This is a genomic window from Bacteroides sp. OF03-11BH, from assembly GCF_003604005.1.
Lineage (GTDB): Bacteria > Bacteroidota > Bacteroidia > Bacteroidales > Bacteroidaceae > Bacteroides > Bacteroides ovatus.
Window position 1 is genome coordinate 74263 of the sequence record NZ_QTMW01000011.1, and the last position, 17241, is coordinate 91503.

The following is a 17241-nucleotide window of genomic DNA, read 5'->3' on the forward strand; positions in this document are numbered from 1 at the left end:
TCAACGCTATGCGGAATAGGGCTACTTGCGTGCGAAACTTGAATTACAAATCGAATCCGATATCGCGGCGGAAATACTTCTTGTCGAAGTCGATCATGTCTGCCACTTTGTAGCTCTGTGCCAGTGCCTCTTCTTTCGTTGCACCGTAAGAGCAAACGGCAATCACACGTCCTCCGTTCGTCACTACTTGTCCGTCTTTCATGGCTGTTCCGGCATGGAAAATGATGCTGTCGGTAGCGGCAGCCTGTTCCAGTCCGCTGATAGGGAATCCTTTTTCGTAGGCTTCGGGATAACCACCGCTGACAAGGATGACACAGCCGGCTGAACGTGGGTCCATCACCAGTGTTTTTTCGTTCAGGTTGCCTGCGGCAGTACCTTCAAGCAGTTCTACGAAGTCGCTCTGGATACGGAGCATCACGCTTTCTGTTTCCGGGTCGCCCATGCGGACGTTGTATTCGATCACCATCGGTTCACCTTTCACCTTGATAAGGCCGAGGAAGATGAAGCCTTTGTAAGTGATGTTTTCTTCTTTCAGGCCGTTGATGGTCGGTTCGATGATGCGTGTGCGTACTTTCTCCATAAATACTTCATCGGCAAACGGAACGGGGGTTACGCTACCCATACCGCCTGTATTTAGTCCTTTATCGCCTTCACCGATGCGTTTGTAGTCTTTGGCTACGGGGAGGACTTTATAGTGTTCTCCGTCTGTCAGTACGAATACAGAGCACTCGATACCGCTTAGGAACTCTTCGATTACAACGGTTGCCGATGCAGAGCCGAACATGCCACCCAGCATTTCTTTCAGTTCTACTTTAGCTTCGTCCAGTGTAGGGAGGATAAGTACTCCTTTTCCGGCACAAAGACCATCAGCCTTCAATACGTATGGAGCTTCCAGCGTTTCGAGGAAAGCGAGACCTTCTTCGAGGTTTGCCGAAGTGATGCTTTTGTAGCGGGCTGTCGGGATGTTGTGGCGCATCATGAAGCCTTTGGCAAACTCCTTGCTTCCTTCCAGTTCTGCTCCTTGAGCCGAAGGACCGATAACGGCAATATGCTTTAGCTCCGGACGGTTCTGGAAGTAGTCGTAGATTCCTTCTACCAACGGATCTTCGGGGCCTACTACTACCATTTGAATGTTCTCTTTCAGAGCGAAAGCGCTGATGGCTTCAAAATCGGTTGCTTTGATGTTGACATTCTCGCCTACGGCAGTTGTTCCGGCATTTCCCGGAGCAATGTACAGTTTTTCAACTTTCGGACTTTGGGCAATTTTCCATGCCAGTGCATGTTCGCGGCCGCCCGAGCCAAGTAATAATATCTTCATCTTTGTGCTATTATAAGTTATACTGTTATATATGATTCGTATAGATGCGGTGGACTTCACAGGTTTTATAAGTTCTGCTCAAAGTACCGGGTGATTTTCTCGTGCAGATGTACACGGTCGCGGCCTGCTACGTTGTGCTTGTGGCACGGGTAGATAAACAGGTCGGGATAAGTGCGGGCATCTACACAGGCTTTCATGAACGACAGGGTGTGTTGTGGCACGCAGGTGTCGTCGTGGTCGTCGTGAATAATCAATAGGTGACCTTTCAGTTGGCCGGCAAGGTTTTTCAGATTACATTCTTTGTAGCCTTCCGGATTGCTTTTTGGTGTATCCATATAGCGTTCGCCGTACATCACTTCATAATAACCCCAGTCGATTACCGGACCTCCGGCAACGCCTACTTTGAATATCTCCGGGTAACGGAGCATCAGGGCGGTAGTCATGTGACCTCCAAAACTCCATCCGTGTACGCCGATGCGCTCGCTGTCTACGTAGGGGAGGGATTTCAGGAATTCAACGCCTTTCACCTGATCTTTGCCTTCTTCGATACCGAGATGGCGGAAGGTGGCATTTTCAAATGTTAGTCCGCGGTTGCTGCTACCGCGATTGTCGATGGTGAACATGATATAGCCTTTGCTTGCCATGTATGTGTCCCATCCGCGTGCGCCGTTCTGCCATCCTCCGGTGACGCATTGCGCGTGAGGGCCTCCGTAGACATATACGATTACGGGATATTTCTTAGCCGGATCGAAGTTTGCCGGCTTCATCAGGCGGTAATGCAGGTCGGTAGTGCCGTCTGCCGCTTTGATTGTTCCGGTTTCGATGCTTGGCATCTGGTATCCGTCGTAAGGATTTTCGGCTGTCAGCAAGTTGGCTGTTTCTTTGAAGTTTTTGGTGTCTACCAGGTTGATGACGCGGGGTTGGTCTTTGGTGGAATAACGGTCGATAAGGTATGTACCAGAGGCGCTAAGTGTTCCGCTATGTTCGCTTTCCTTGCAGTTCTCAAACGGCTGGCTTATCTTTCCATTACTTACGTTTACTGCAAAATGGCCGCTTCTCAAGCCTTCTACGGCAGTGAAGATGACCTCTTTACGCTTTGTGTTGAATCCCAGGATTTCGCTGACCAGCCAGTTGCCTTTGGTTAGCTGTTTTACTTTACCGGCCTGGAAATAACTACCGCCGTTGGCACTATTATAGGTTTCACCTTTCATGTTTGCTGCATTTGTCTCAAAGAGATAAAGGTGATTGTAGCCGTCACGCTGACTTTGATAGATGAACTTGGTAGGGTCCCATGGCAAAAATACGATGGGGTTTTGCGGTTCAACGTATTTAGGGTGCATTTCTTCATAGAGAACTCCCATGGGTTCTCCTGTCTCTGCGTTGTACTGGCAGAGTTTGGCATGATTCTGGTCGCGGTTTACTTCGATCAGGTAGAGGCTCTTTTCATCCGGTGCCCAGCTGATGTTAGTGAAATAACGGTCTGTCGGATCGCCTGCATTCAGATAAATGCTTTTACCGGTAGCAGGGTTGTAAATGCCTACTTTTACCTGATGGCTCGTCATTCCTGCCATCGGATAGCGTACGTTATTTACTTCGCCTACACGTGCAGTGATGTCTACAAGCGGGTATTGTGTCACCATGCTTTCATCCATACGGTAGAAAGCGAGCAGGTTGCCTTTCGGACTCCAGAAAGTTCCTTTGTTGATACCGAATTCATTGCGGTGCACTGTTTGTCCGCAAACGATGCCTTCGGGTTCATTGGTTACTGCTTTCTCATTCACATATAGATTGTTATCTATCGTGTAAGCCACATTTCCACTGGCTGCGCAATAGTCTTCATTATTTGCCCCGTCCTTTGGTTTGAAAGTGCTGACAACCTGATTGTTCTTGAAATCATATACAATGAACTTTCCTGCTATCGTGAATAGCATTTGTGGCTTGTCTGTCCATGGAAAACGGACGGAATACAGGTGTGATAATTTTCCTGCCTTGTTTTCTTCAAGCACTTTGTTGATTTGCTCGCGAGTGATAACCATTGTTTCTTTCCCGGTTTTGGGTTGAATTGAATAAAGGGTATCTACTCCTGGCTTGATACATTCGTCGCCCCACCATTGCAGCCCGTACAGGTTTTCTGCATAGAGGTAACTCTCGCCGCCCGGAATCAGTTCTTCCAGCGTCGGTTTTTTGGTTTCTTGTGCCATAACATTGAATCCGATTGGTAGTGCCAACAATAACAGAATGGCTCTTTTTCCAATTTTACTCATTGCTCTTTTCTTTATTATTTGTTTTTAAATCCTTCTATTTTTACTCTGTCCAAAGGAGTCTGCTTTATTTGAATGGCAGCACTCAATTTGGCGAAAGCGGTGAATAGGTCGTCAAATTGCTTCTCGTAGCTTTCTCTGTCGGAGGATATGTCCTCTTCCAAATATTCAATCCTTTTCCTCAATTCTTCCAATTCCTGTTTTGGAGCGTGGGAGAGCAGGTATTGGCGCATGTGGACAAAGGCTCGCATGATGTTGATGTTGACTTCGATGGCTTTAGGGCTTCGAAGTACTCCGGAGAGCATGGCGACACCTTGTTCGGTAAAAGCAAAAGGTGCATATCGGTTACCGCCCTTGTTTGAGGTTGCAATTTGCAACCTCAAACTGATTTCCAGATAGTTAACTTCCTCGTTTGATAATTGGAACATGAAATCGGCTGGAAATCGTTCTATATTTCTTCTTACCATTTGCTTGAGATATTTTGTTTCAATCTCATACATTTCCGCCAAATCAAAGTCAAGCATAACTTTCTGCCCTCTGATCTCATATATCTTGTTTTCTACTATGATTAAATCATTCATATTTCGTTTAACTGGCAGCTTACTGTCTATGACTGTTGATTAATATGGTTATTTTTGGGTTCAAGATCGCAATTTGCGACCTTGAACTATTTATTCTGTGAGTTAATGATTGCTGAAATAAGTCATTAACTATTGAATCTTAGCCTATTCCCCTTCCTTCTTCGGAATCCTCGGCTCCCGGTTCCCTTTAAACTCTCTCGGGCCTCTCGAATCTCTTCCTCCGCGGAATTCTCCCTGTGGCTTTCTATCTCTGTCGCCACCTTTGAAGTCGCCACCTTCTCTGCGCGGCTTGTATTCTCCTTCTCTGCGTGGCTTGTATTCTCCCTCTCTGCGAGGTCTGGACTCACCATCCCGGCGTGGTTTTAATTCACCTTCGCGACGTGGCTTAAACTCTTTTCTTTCTCTGAATCTTGGAGCCTGTTCACTTTCACCCTCTTTCTTCTCTTCGCCCTCTTCCTGGCTCTTGAACTCTTTATATTTTCCGTCAAAAATCTCATATTTGCGGAATTCACACTCCAACGGTCCATTGAACAAAGGAACCTTCTGGCTTGCCTTCAAGCCAATCTGGTCGAAACACTCTTCCCGATAAGAAAGCACCCATGCTTCGTTTCCTACAAATGCATGTTTCAGACGTTCGCCGATCATCTGGTAAAGACCGAGCAAATCATTCGTAGAGATACGTTCCCCATAAGGAGGATTGGTGATGATGATTGATTTCTCTTTCGGCTGTTCGAACTGCTGGAACGGTTGCAATTTTAGCACGATATCTTTCGATACACCGGCAGCTTTTATATTGTGAGTTGCAATCTCATTCGCTTTCGGATTGTTGTCATACCCATAAATCTTATGAGTAAACTCACGCTCCTGACTGTCGTCATTGTAAATCTCATCAAACATATCCGCATCGAAATCCACCCATTTCTCGAAAGCAAACCCTTTACGGAATACTCCCGGAGCGATATTTTTAGCAATCAGTGCGGCTTCTACAGGGATAGTACCCGAACCACACATCGGATCGATCAGATCACATTCTCCACGCCATCCGGTCATTAAAATCATGCCGGCAGCCAATACCTCATTCAACGGAGCTTCTACCGCTTCCTGGCGATAACCGCGACGGTGAAGTGATTCTCCGGACGAGTCCAACGACAAGGTACAGGTAGTCTGTGCAATATGAATGTTCAGAAGTACATCCGGGTTGTTGATGCGTACCGACGGACGTTTACCCGTTTTCTCGCGGAAGTAGTCCACAATCGCATCTTTCACCTTGTACGAAACGAATTTCGAATGGCGGAACTCCTCACTGAATACTACTGCATCGATAGCAAATGTCTTGTTCACATCGAGATATTCTTCCCATGGAATAGCCTGTATTTGATTGTAAACCTCGTCAGCATCTTTGGCCGTAAAGTTCTTGATGGGTTTCAGGATACGGATGGCGGTACGTAGACAGAAATTAGCCTTGTACATCATACGTTTATCTCCTGTAAATGAAACCATACGACGTCCTATTTGAATGTCGTTGGCTCCTAATGCTGTCAGTTCTTCTGCAAGTATCTCTTCCAGTCCCTGGAAAGTCTTGGCTATCATCTCGAATTGTTCGCTCATATAGATTCTTTTGATTTTATTTTTTTGCTTTAGTTTGTACGATTCTTGCTCCTGCGGGCACGTTTTCCGTTACCCAGATATTACCGCCTACGGTTGCATCACGCCCGATGGTGATTCTTCCCAGAATAGTGGCGTTGGAATAAACAATTACATTGTCTTCCAGGATCGGATGGCGGGGGATTCCCTTGATAGGTTTTCCGTCGGCATCCAGCGGGAAACTCTTGGCTCCCAGCGTGACACCCTGATATAGTTTGACGTTGTTTCCGATGATACTCGTGGCGCCGATTACGACACCCGTACCATGGTCGATGGTGAAGTGAGTGCCAATCTTTGCGGCCGGATGGATATCAATTCCCGTTTCGCTATGCGCCATCTCCGTGATGATACGGGGAATCAGAGGAACACCCAGTTCCAGCAATTCATGCGCGATACGGTAATTGCTGATCGCTTTAATGGCCGGATAACAGAATATGACCTCTCCATAGCTTTCGGCAGCCGGGTCACCGTTGTAGGCGGCTTCCACATCCGTTGCCAGTATCCTCCTCATGGCGGGTAACTTACTGATGAATTTAGCAGCAAGACGTGCAGCTTCTTCTCGTTTGGAGTCGGAGCAGACGTTGCATTTCCCCTCTATGGAAGTGCTAAAACATAATCCGGCCAGGATTTGCTCACAAAGTAAATCAAACAATTTTTCAATGTTTACACCGATGTGATAATTGATGGTCCGGCTGTTAATAGTAGAATTTCCGTAATATCCGGGGAAAAGAATGGAGCGTGAAAGCTCAATAATTTCATACAAGACTTTTGCAGAGGGCAGTGGTTCGCCATCTTTGTGCTGATGAAACAGTCCTTTATAAGATTCGCTTTCCGATAGCTCATCGACTGCCTGTGTCAAAATGTGGGTGAAGTTCAGTGGACTCATTAGGTCAGTTGCTCATATTTATATGGGCACAAAGGTATTAAAAAAATAATAAAATTCGCTGGGATTCAGGATAAATAATGTATTTTTGTCACATTCAAAACATGACATGAATAAGGGGACTGATGAATCAGAAGACTGCTATGAAACTATTTGGACTGTTGGGGCTGTTGATGTTGTTGAGTTGCGGATATGCTGATAGACACCGCAATAGCTCTTCATGCGAACAGGCGTTGGTTGATTCTCTGGAAGTTCGTGTACAGGATTCTTTGTTTTCCAATGTGCATTATTCCCGCTCACAACTGCTTGAGGCACTGACGCAGACGCAAGATTCCCTGGTTTATTATCGTCTGCTCGCCCTTTACGGGAAAACATTTTTTGTCTCTTCCGATTTTGATTCTATACTCTATTACAACCGCCGGGTAAAAGAATTTTCCCGCAATGCTTCCCAATCTTCTGAATCTCTCCAGTCTCCACGATGGAATGATGTATTGTCCGATGTCTATAATATCGAAGGCAACGTATGGATGCAACTGAACCGCCCTGATTCTGCAATTATCGACTATAAGAAAGCCTATGGATATCGCCTGAAAGGAAAAAAACTACACCTGCTTCCGGATATTTGTATCAATATAGCTGATGCCTATCTGCATCGCAGTGACTTGGCGCACACTGCTTCGTATTACCGGCGCGCCCTGTTTCTCTGTGATTCTTTGAACTTGTCTGAGCACACGAAATTTCCTGTCTACTACGGATTGGGGCAGACTTACATGGAACTGCGCGATTTCGATTTATCCAATCATTACTATGAATTGGCCGGGCAGTTCTTCGATGAAATGAACGTGAGCGAGCAATGGACCTATCTCAACAATCGCGGCAACCATTATTATTACCGGAAAAACTATCAGGAGGCTTTGAAATATATGCGCAGGGCCAATGCACTCGTATCTTCTTATCCGCAGATGGTGTTTGAACAGAACTTTATCAAAGTAAACCTGGGAGAATTGTACTTGCTGACTGACAAACTGGACTCCGCACAGATCTGCCTGGACGAAAGTTATCGTTTCTTCTCCGATATACAGCATAACTCGGCTGTTCATTACATTGAAACCCAGATGATTGAACTGGCATTGAAGAAAGGTAATATAGCCCAAGCGAAGACTATGATCGCCCGGACTGCTCCTGTGGGGCATCTTGACGCCAATATGTTGACTATACGCAATCAGTATCTGCAACATTATTTTGAGCATACCGGTGATTATCGCCGTGCCTATGAATACCTGAAACGTGATTGCCATCTGGACGATTCCATCCGGAGCGAACGGATACAGATGCGTGTTGCCGAATTGGATATGCGTTACCGGCAGGATACGATAGTGCTTCGTAAGGAAATGAAGATTCAGCGACAGGCGGCAGAGATGAGAGTGCTCAAGTTGAACGTATCTATCTGGGTACTTGTCTGCGTGTTGCTTGTGGCAGGGGTAGTGGTAGTTGTCTGGTATATGCGTAAAAAGAGGGAGTTTCTTCGCCAGCGTTTCTTCCAGCAAATCAACCGTGTCCGCATGGAGAATTTGAGAAGCCGGATTTCTCCTCATTTTACTTTTAATGTACTGGGACGTGAGATCAATCAGTTTAACGGCTCGGAAGAGGTGAAACATAATCTGATGGAACTGGTGAAATATCTCCGTCGTAGCCTCGAACTTACCGAGAAATTGAGCGTATCTTTGCAAGACGAACTGGATTTCGTCCGTACATACATCGAACTGGAACGTGGGCGTGTCGGAGAAGATTTTGTCGCAACAATCACGGTGGAGGACGGTTTAGATGCAACCCGCATCATGATTCCATCTATGATTGTGCAAGTTCCGGTGGAGAATGCTATTAAACATGGACTGGCGGGAAAGGACGGAAAAAAGGAGCTAATGGTATATGTTTCCCGTGAAACAAATGGGATTCGCATAACGGTTACCGACAACGGACGCGGGTATCTCCCGCAGGTAGTTTCCGCCACACGGGGTACTGGTACAGGATTGAAAGTGTTGTATCAGACCATTCAATTACTGAATACAAAGAACAAGAGTGATAAAATACGTTTTAATATAACCAACAGAAGCGATGGACAAACCGGTACGGAAGTGTCGGTATATATCCCGTTTCGTTTTTCTTATGATTTATGATGGAGACAGAAGAAAAGTATAAGGTAGTCATCGTTGACGATGAACGTACAGCGATTGATGCTTTGCGCCGAGAGTTGGAGCCCTATCGTGAATTTGAAGTAAAAGGAATCGCAGGGAATGGTGCAAAAGGTAAAAAGATGATTATGGAGTTGCATCCGGACTTATTGTTTCTTGATGTGGAACTTCCGGATACGTTGGGACTCAATCTATTAAGTGAAATCAGGGAGGATATTTTGTGGGATATGAAGGTTGTGTTTTACACCTCTTATGACAAATACTTGCTTCAGGCGTTGCGTGAGTCGGCTTTCGACTTCCTGCTGAAGCCTTTTGAAGCAGAAGACCTGAAAGTAATTATGGACCGTTACCGGAAGGCTATGACCTCTACTTCGCTTCCTCTTTTGCCTTCTTTTGCTTCTTCTATCAGTGCATTGATGCCCCAGCAAGGCATGTTTATGATTAGTACAGTGACAGGCTTCAAACTCTTGCGACTGGAAGAAATCGGCTTTTTTGAATATCTGAAAGACAAACGTCAATGGCAGGTGGTCTTGTTTAATCAAACTTGTCTGAATTTGAAGCGAAATACAAAAGCAGAAGATATTATCAGTTATTCACAAGCTTTTGTACAGATTAGCCAATCTGCTATTGTAAATGTTAATTATCTGGCAATGATTGATGGTAAATGCTGTCAACTTTATCCGCCTTTTCATGATAAGAACGATCTGATTATTTCCCGAAGTTATCTAAAAGAACTACAAGAGCGTTTCTTTGTTTTGTAATGTGGACCTCATAGATTGAAATACGCCACTTCTTCAGCAGAAGCGGCGTATCTTTTTGTTAGAATATTAGAATGAGAGAGAGTTTATGTTACATATTTGTATTATCCATCGTAACGGTCATTTCGGGTACCAGTACGTAGGCTTGTTTTTTAGCGTTCCATTTATAATAATTCGTAGTAACGGTCTTGCCTTCATAAGTATAATTGATGCGTAGGTCTTTTTCCCATGCGTCCTTGCTATTGTTCCATTTCAAGGCTTCGCTTTCAATCATACGTTTGTTGTCATCGTACTTGTAGTTGTACTTCATGTAGTTGGCAAGTGTATTTCCGTCCATTTTGTAAACGGTTTGTCCCACTGTCATGCCATTCTCTTCGATTGGATTATAAATCAATTGATTATCGTAGCTACGTGCAGAAGTAGCAAGCGATACAACAAGAAGAGCTGCAGATAAAACGAACATTTTTAAAGATACTTTTGCTTTCATGGCTATTTAAGTTTTTGGGTTATACTTTCATTTGTCTACCAAATGCATTGATTTTACGCTGCAAATCTACATATTAATTTGGTATTTATGCGTTTTAGAAGATAAAAGATTGTCAAAATGTCAAGAGTGGGGGGGGTAGGTGGTAACTAGCTTTTTGCCAATATTGGTGACAAAAAAATATCCGGCAGTCAATCTGCCGGATATAGAATGAATCACTTCGTTGAAAAAGGAATCTTTTTTCTAGCTTTCTGGATACAGAGTTAAATAATGTTATTACTCATACTTGCTTTTATTTTGTAAGCGGAGGCCCCGGATAAGGTGGAGTCTCCCAGCGCAATTAGTATCTAAAAGATAGCAATTCCTTATTGAGGTAGTCTTTATTCACTTGATGGTTTAATGTGCCTCAAGCCAGTTTTTGCCCCATCCGCAATCTGCTTTCAAGGGGACGTGCATGCGGTATGCTTTCTCCATTTCTTCGATGACGATTTCTTCTACACGCTCTTTTTCATTGACAGGAACGCTGAAATTTAATTCGTCATGTACTTGCAGGATCATTTTGGCTTGTATTCCTTCGGCCTGAAACCGTTGATAGATACGTGCCATTGCTACTTTTATAATATCTGCCGCACTTCCCTGGATAGGGGCGTTGATGGCATTTCGTTCGGCATATCCGCGTACAACGGCATTCCGGGAATTGATGTCCGGTAAGAAGCGCTTCCGATGGAAGATTGTTTCCACATAGCCTTTTTCCTGGGCCACCTGAATGCTTTTATCCATATATGCTTTCACTCCCGGATAAGTTTCAAAGTAACCGTCGATTAACTCTTTGGCTTCTTTACGATCTACATTCATTCGTTCGGCAAGACCAAATACGGATATGCCATAGATGATACCGAAGTTGGCAGTCTTGGCTTTACGGCGCATGTCGGAACCTACGTCTTTCAGGTCGGTCTTATAAATTTTGGCAGCAGTGGCCGCATGAATATCGTGATTGCTAAGGAAAGCATCAATCATATTCTTATCCTCGCTAAGGTGTGCCATGATGCGCAACTCAATTTGCGAATAGTCGGCAGAGAAGAAGAGGCAGCCTTCATCGGGGATGAAAGCCTTGCGGATTTCTTTTCCGTTCTCGTCGCGGATAGGGATATTTTGTAAATTCGGATTGCTTGAACTAAGGCGTCCTGTAGCGGTTACAGTCTGGTTGAAAGAGGTGTGTACCCTTCCTGTACGTGGATTGATGAGCTGGGGGAGTGCGTCGATATACGTGCCCAATAGCTTTTTCAGTCCGCGATGTTCCAGAATCTTTTCTACTACCGGATGTTTGTGCCGGAGGCTTTCGAGCACTTCTTCCGAGGTGACGTACTGGCCGGTCTTAGTCTTTTTTGCCTTCTCTACGATTTTCAGTTTGTCAAATAGTACCTCACCGACTTGCTTGGGCGAAGCGATGTTGAAAGTTTCACCGGCTAATTCGTAAATCTCTTTTTCGATTTGCTCCATCTGGGCGGTGAAATGGGCGGACGATTGCTTCAATGCTTCCGTATCCAGCAATACTCCGTTTCGTTCTATATTAACTAATACGGGAACTAGTGGCATTTCTATATCATAGAACAAACGTTCTGCATCATTTTCTTTCAGTTCTTTCTCCAATACATTTTTCAGTTTCAGAGTTACGTCTGCATCTTCGCAGGCATATAGATATACATCTTTCGGGTCGAGATCGCGCATGTTCTTCTGATTCTTTCCTTTGGGACCTATCAGTTCGTCAATGTGGATAGTCTGATAGTGCAGGTAAATTTCCGCAAGATAATCCATGCCATGACGAAGTTCCGGTTGAAGAACATAATGAGCGATCATCGTATCGAAAAGTGGACCTTTTACTGTTGCGCCATAATTTTGAAGAACAATCATGTCGTACTTGATATTTTGTCCGACTTTTAACGAATTCTCATTTTCGAAGACCGGACGGAACTCATTTACGATTTTTAACGCTTCGTCTTGGTCCGATGGTACGGGAACATAAAAAGCTTCATTCTCTGCAATCGAAAAGCTCATTCCGACTAATTCGGCATCCATTGGTTCGGTTCCGGTGGTTTCCGTATCTAACGAGAGAATTTTCGATGTAAGTAACTTTTGAATAATTTCCTGCCTTTTCTCCTCTGTATCAATAAGTTGATAGCTATAAGTGAGCGATTCTAACGTCTCTAGGTTCGATTTTTTTGCTTCACCCGGTTCATCGGGCGTGAAATTCGCAAATAAATCGCCTTGCATTCCGCCTCCTTCTTCGGGAAAAAGTGGAAGAGGAGAGGGGGCGCTTTTCCCAGTGGCAACTTTGCTTCCGGTGGCAGAGGTTATTCCGTTTCCGGAAATATCTTTTTTGAGCACCCGGTCAATGAGTGTTCTAAATTCTAATTCCTCGAAAATGCTACGAAGTGAATTTTCGTCTGCTTCTTCGCGGACAAGAGCATCCATTTCAAGTTGGATGGGGACATCGATTTTAATGGTGGCGAGAAATTTCGAGAACGTAATCATTTCCCGGTTAGTTTCCACTTTTGTTTTCAATGCTCCTTTCAGTTGGTCGGTATGTTCCAATAGGTTTTCGATGCTTCCGAATTCGGAGATTAGTTTTTGAGCAGTCTTTTCTCCTACTCCGGGACATCCGGGGATGTTATCCGAAGAGTCGCCCATCAGTCCGAGCATATCGATCACCTGTACCGGAGACTGAATGTCAAACTTGGCTTTCACTTCCTCAACGCCCATCACTTCGAAACCTCCTGTGTGTTTAGGGCGATACATAAATACTTTGTCACTTACCAGCTGCCCGTAATCTTTGTCGGGAGTCATCATATAGGTAGTGATACCCTGGCGACCGGCTTCGGTAGCGAGTGTACCTATCACATCATCGGCTTCGTAGCCTGCCACTTCCAGAATGGGGATGCGGTAGGCGCGTATAATATCCTTTATAATAGGTACGGAAAGACGAATTGCTTCCGGAGTTTCTTCGCGTTGTGCTTTATATTGTTCAAAAGCCTCGTGGCGGAAGGTAGGACCTGCGGGGTCGAAGGCTACTCCTATATGAGTGGGATTCTCTTTTTTCAGTACTTCTTCGAGGGTGTTCACAAAACCCAGTATGGCTGAAGTGTTGAATCCTTTGGAATTGATTCTTGGGTTCTTAATAAAGGCGTAATACGCCCGATATATCAATGCATAAGCGTCTAAAAGAAATAATTTATTACCTGAATCCATAGATTTAATTAATTATTCATGGTAAAAGTACAAAAAAATACGGTATTAAGCGTTTTATTATTACTTTTGTGCTCAAATTGTGTAATAAATGGACAGTATCTCACTTATCAGAACTCCGATTGAAGCGGAACTGGGCGACTTCAAAGAACTTTTTGATAGTTCTCTCTCCAGTTCAAATGCATTGCTCGATAGCGTCGTATCTCACATACGGCAGAGGAATGGTAAGATGATGCGGCCTATTCTTGTTTTACTCGTGGCACGTCTTTATGGAGCTATATGTCCTTCCACTCTTCATGCGGCTGTTTCACTGGAACTCCTTCATACGGCCAGCCTGGTACATGATGACGTAGTGGATGAAAGTTCCGAACGTCGTGGACAGCTCTCGGTAAATGCTATCTTTAATAATAAAGTAGCGGTGCTGACGGGTGACTATTTATTGGCAACCAGCCTCGTACACGCCGAACTGACAAACAGTCATCGTATTATTCAGCTGGTGTCCACTCTTGGACAGGATCTTGCTGACGGTGAGTTGCTTCAGCTTTCAAATGTAAGTAATCACAGTTTTTCCGAGGAAGTCTATTTTGATGTAATCCGCAAGAAAACTGCTGCTCTTTTTGCTGCCTGCACAAAGGCTGCCGCTTTCTCGGTAGGTGTGGGTGAGGGGGAAGCTGAACTTGCCCGTTTGCTGGGCGAATATATTGGTATCTGTTTCCAGATAAAAGATGATATTTTCGATTACTTTGATAATAAGGAAATTGGTAAACCTACGGGTAATGATATGCTTGAAGGTAAACTGACATTACCCGCTTTGTATGTGCTGAATACGACGAAAAACGAGGAAGCGCAAGAAATTGCAATCAAAGTAAAGGAGGGTACGGCTACTCTCGATGAAATAGCTCATTTGATTTCGTTTATTAAAGAAAACGGAGGTATTGAATATGCGGTTCAGACTATGAATGTCTATAAGCAAAAAGCCTTCAATCTATTGGCTTCTTTGCCGGATTCCGATATCTGTGCAGCTCTCCGGGCTTATCTGGATTACGTAGTAGACCGCGAAAAATAGTTACTTCCGGTATTTTGCCAGAAGTGAATAGCACAATAATAACCGGTCCCAATCTTCTATCTTTTCCGATTTCATCGCTTTTCCTAAAAGGAAACTCTTGTCTATTTCTTCCGCTGTATGAAGATCTAAAGAGCATAATTTGGCGGCTTGCTCTATGTAGTCCCAGGCTTTCTCTTTGGTGATGTGACCACATGCTTGGGAGGCGCGCGCCAGGCTCACAAGCAGTCCCATATCCCATCCGATAATGCCTTTTTCCAAGTCATTTATCCATATAATAGGGTCCCTTCTTTCCTCTGTATATTTCACAAATTTGTATAGATTCTTTCCTTGACGGATAAAGCGTTCCACTCCGAAAAAACGCTTTTGAATGATGTTTTCGAACTCGTTGATGTTCTCTGTAGAGAGTAAATAGGGGAGCATAATCTGGTAGGAGACTCTGTCGCCTTCGTTGATAAGGAACTGGAATAGTCCGGTGGCGGACTCATTATCGGTGCAGTGAAACTCCTCTGTTAGCAGTTTGGATAGCTTTTGCGGATGGATTCCGGTCTCTATGGAGTTGAGATAGAAGCCTTGCAGTCCGGCTTCCATATAACCGATGCGTAGCCCCTTCTTTTTCTCTGCTCCGAGGATGAGGTTCAGAGGGTTGTGATTGAATCTTAAGGTTCTTGTATATGCGTCCATCCTAATACCTCCAAAGGTTCATGAAAAGCGTGAGAACTGTTGCCATGTATTTTCCTGAGGCTTCGGCAAGCCGTTATGAGTATACAAGCAACAGTCCCACGCTCCATTCGATATATAACAAAAGTATATACATGAAGGTGCGTGAGACCCGTTTGCTTATTACCATTCATAACTTTGAATTTTGCCGAATTCCAGGAATTGGTAATAAATGAAACGTTCTCTAATATAACTAATTAGCTATATTTTCATCGCTAAACCTTTTACAAAGATAAGTATTTTTCTGAATTCTCCTGTAACTATCTTTAGATTTTCTTAAATAAAAAATACCGCGTCGGTTCCCGGAGTACGGGAATCGCGCGGTAAGGCGTATTTGATTGCTAATGTAGCCTTTAGCTTAGAAGAACTTGATTTCTTCCCCTTTGATGTCAGAAAGAAGGAGGTTGGCTAAGCGGCTGGTTCCCAGGCGGAACAGTTGATTATCCAGCCATTCTTCACCCAATAGCTCTTTTACAATTGTGTAGTAAATAATCGCATCATTAACGGTATTGATGCCACCTGCCGGTTTGAATCCAATCTTGATTCCGGTCTTCTGGTGGTATTCTTTGATGGCTTCACACATCACGTAAGCGGCTTCCGGAGTAGCGGCAGGCTGTTGCTTACCAGTGGAAGTCTTGATGAAATCTGCGCCCGAATACATGGATAGGATAGAGGCTTTCTTGATGTTGGAAGCACTCTTTAGTGCACCAGTTTCGAGGATCACTTTGAGGTGGCGTTCCTTGCAAACTTCCTTTAATTCCTGTATTTCTTCACACATTCCTTCGTAGTCTCCGCTTAGGAATTTGCCGATGGAAATGACAATATCTATTTCATCTGCACCTTCTGCGATTGCTAATGCTGTTTCTGCCACTTTTACTTCAATAAATGTCTGTGAAGAGGGGAAACCTCCTGATACACAGGCTATATTGACTCTGTCTACCTCCAGCGTATTCTTAACGATGGCTGCAAAATTGGGGTATACACAGATTGCTGCAACATTTTTCAGATCAGGATATTCGTCGTCAAACTGATTGACTTTTTCGGTAAAGTGCATCACACTTTTGTCACTGTCTGTACTATTCAAAGTAGTCAGATCAATACAGTTGAACAGGAACTTCTTAACATCTTCCGTGTTGTTTTCCGGCACTTTTTTCTCAATCAATTCAGCTACGCGAGCTTGAATATCTGCATCGCTCAGATTGGTATTATACTTTGCCAATGCGGCATTGTACTTGTTGGGCTGTGAGTTATTCTCTTCCATGATCTTTCAGTTTTGGGTTGTTGATATGTCTTTTATTATCTCGTTTCGTTTTCTTATCCATGCTTTTCTGGAAAGCAGTGGTTATGTCTACACCTGTCTGGTTGGCAATGCAGAGAAGCACCCATAAAACGTCTGCTATCTCTTCATCTATATTATCTTTCTCTCCCTCTTTAAAGGATTGATCTCCATATTTGCGGGCCATGACACGCGCCAGTTCTCCTACCTCTTCCGTGAGAACTGCCATATTGGTCAACTCGCTGAAGTAGCGGACGCCGTATGTTTTCACCCATTGGTCCACTTGTTTCTGTGCTTCTTCCAGAGTCATAATTGTTGATGGTTGGTTATTATTCTTTGTTTTTTGTATCCATGCATATAGTAACGGGACCGTCGTTTAAAAGTTCAACTTTCATGTCTGCCCCAAAGATGCCTGTGCCTATTTCTTTTCCCAATGCACCGCTTAAATCTTTGCAGAATTGTTCGTAGAGTGGGATAGAGACATCTGGCTTGGCAGCTTTGATATAGGAGGGGCGATTTCCCTTCTTGGTAGAAGCGTGTAACGTGAACTGGCTGATAACCAGAATCTCACCTCCATCTTCTAAGATAGATTTGTTCATTACACCATTCTCATCATCGAAGATACGTAGATTTACAATCTTCTTGCAGAGCCAGTCGATATCTTCCTGCCCGTCTGCTTCTTCAATACCGACTAATATCAGCATCCCTTTCCCAATGGACGACTTGCAGTGTCCTTCAATGGTTACTGACGCATGGCTTACCCGTTGTATGACTATTCTCATTGTTATTTATTCTATTTCATGATTAGGAAAGGCAAA

General features: G+C 44.2%; 14 protein-coding genes. 3 read left to right on the top strand and 11 right to left on the bottom strand.

The genetic code is table 11. The features are described 5' to 3' along the window. Positions 1–43 precede the first annotated feature (43 nt). From purD to DXA54_RS10765, 5 genes are all read right to left on the bottom strand, one after another. Entirely contained in the window at positions 44–1318 is a 1275-nt protein-coding gene (gene purD / locus DXA54_RS10745; RefSeq protein ID WP_004296700.1) for a phosphoribosylamine--glycine ligase, read from the bottom strand. Between the two features lie 65 nt (positions 1319–1383). Then, entirely contained in the window at positions 1384–3582 is a 2199-nt protein-coding gene (locus tag DXA54_RS10750) for a S9 family peptidase (RefSeq protein ID WP_120079450.1), read from the bottom strand. 14 nt (positions 3583–3596) lie between these two features. Beyond that, positions 3597–4160, bottom strand: a complete 564-nt coding sequence (locus DXA54_RS10755; protein ID WP_004302950.1) for an ORF6N domain-containing protein — start codon at positions 4158–4160, stop codon at positions 3597–3599. Between the two features lie 144 nt (positions 4161–4304). Further along, positions 4305–5768 carry a class I SAM-dependent RNA methyltransferase gene (locus DXA54_RS10760; RefSeq protein WP_120079452.1) on the bottom strand — a complete coding sequence of 488 codons (1464 nt, stop codon included), beginning with the start codon at positions 5766–5768 and terminating at the stop codon, positions 4305–4307. Between the two features lie 16 nt (positions 5769–5784). Next, positions 5785–6690, bottom strand: a complete 906-nt coding sequence (locus tag DXA54_RS10765) for a serine O-acetyltransferase (protein WP_004296704.1) — start codon at positions 6688–6690, stop codon at positions 5785–5787. A 122-nt stretch (positions 6691–6812) separates the two neighbouring features. On the opposite strand from DXA54_RS10765, the gene DXA54_RS10770 reads away from it, so the two are divergent. Both DXA54_RS10770 and DXA54_RS10775 read left to right on the top strand, forming a co-directional pair. After that, the gene (locus DXA54_RS10770; protein ID WP_120079454.1) at positions 6813–8864 is read left to right on the top strand and encodes a histidine kinase; all 2052 of its coding nucleotides are present in this window, start codon (positions 6813–6815) and stop codon (positions 8862–8864) included. Continuing rightward, positions 8861–9640 carry a LytR/AlgR family response regulator transcription factor gene (locus tag DXA54_RS10775; RefSeq protein WP_004296706.1) on the top strand — a complete coding sequence of 260 codons (780 nt, stop codon included), beginning with the start codon at positions 8861–8863 and terminating at the stop codon, positions 9638–9640. The genes DXA54_RS10770 and DXA54_RS10775 overlap by 4 nt, the downstream gene beginning before the upstream one ends. An 88-nt stretch (positions 9641–9728) precedes the next feature. On the opposite strand, the gene DXA54_RS10780 is transcribed toward DXA54_RS10775, so the two are convergent. Both DXA54_RS10780 and polA read right to left on the bottom strand, forming a co-directional pair. Then, entirely contained in the window at positions 9729–10124 is a 396-nt protein-coding gene (locus tag DXA54_RS10780) for a DUF3836 domain-containing protein (RefSeq protein WP_004296707.1), read from the bottom strand. 393 nt (positions 10125–10517) lie between these two features. Next, positions 10518–13367 (bottom strand): DNA polymerase I, encoded by a 2850-nt coding sequence (gene polA / locus DXA54_RS10785; RefSeq protein WP_120079456.1) that lies wholly within the window; start codon positions 13365–13367, stop codon positions 10518–10520. Positions 13368–13455: 88 nt separating this feature from the next. Here polA and DXA54_RS10790 point away from each other — a divergent pair, with 88 nt between their 5' ends. Continuing rightward, complete coding sequence (locus DXA54_RS10790) at positions 13456–14430, top strand: polyprenyl synthetase family protein (protein WP_004296710.1); 975 nt, start codon at positions 13456–13458, stop codon at positions 14428–14430. On the opposite strand, the gene DXA54_RS10795 is transcribed toward DXA54_RS10790, so the two are convergent. From DXA54_RS10795 to dtd, 4 genes are all read right to left on the bottom strand, one after another. Then, entirely contained in the window at positions 14431–15111 is a 681-nt protein-coding gene (locus DXA54_RS10795; RefSeq protein ID WP_004296711.1) for a DUF1266 domain-containing protein, read from the bottom strand. A 394-nt stretch (positions 15112–15505) separates the two neighbouring features. Continuing rightward, entirely contained in the window at positions 15506–16408 is a 903-nt protein-coding gene (deoC, locus tag DXA54_RS10805; protein WP_120079458.1) for a deoxyribose-phosphate aldolase, read from the bottom strand. Beyond that, entirely contained in the window at positions 16395–16733 is a 339-nt protein-coding gene (locus DXA54_RS10810) for a nucleotide pyrophosphohydrolase (protein WP_004296714.1), read from the bottom strand. Before DXA54_RS10810 ends, deoC begins: the two co-directional genes overlap by 14 nt. A 19-nt stretch (positions 16734–16752) precedes the next feature. Next, the gene (gene dtd / locus DXA54_RS10815) at positions 16753–17205 is read right to left on the bottom strand and encodes a D-aminoacyl-tRNA deacylase (protein WP_008023798.1); all 453 of its coding nucleotides are present in this window, start codon (positions 17203–17205) and stop codon (positions 16753–16755) included. Positions 17206–17241 lie beyond the last annotated feature (36 nt).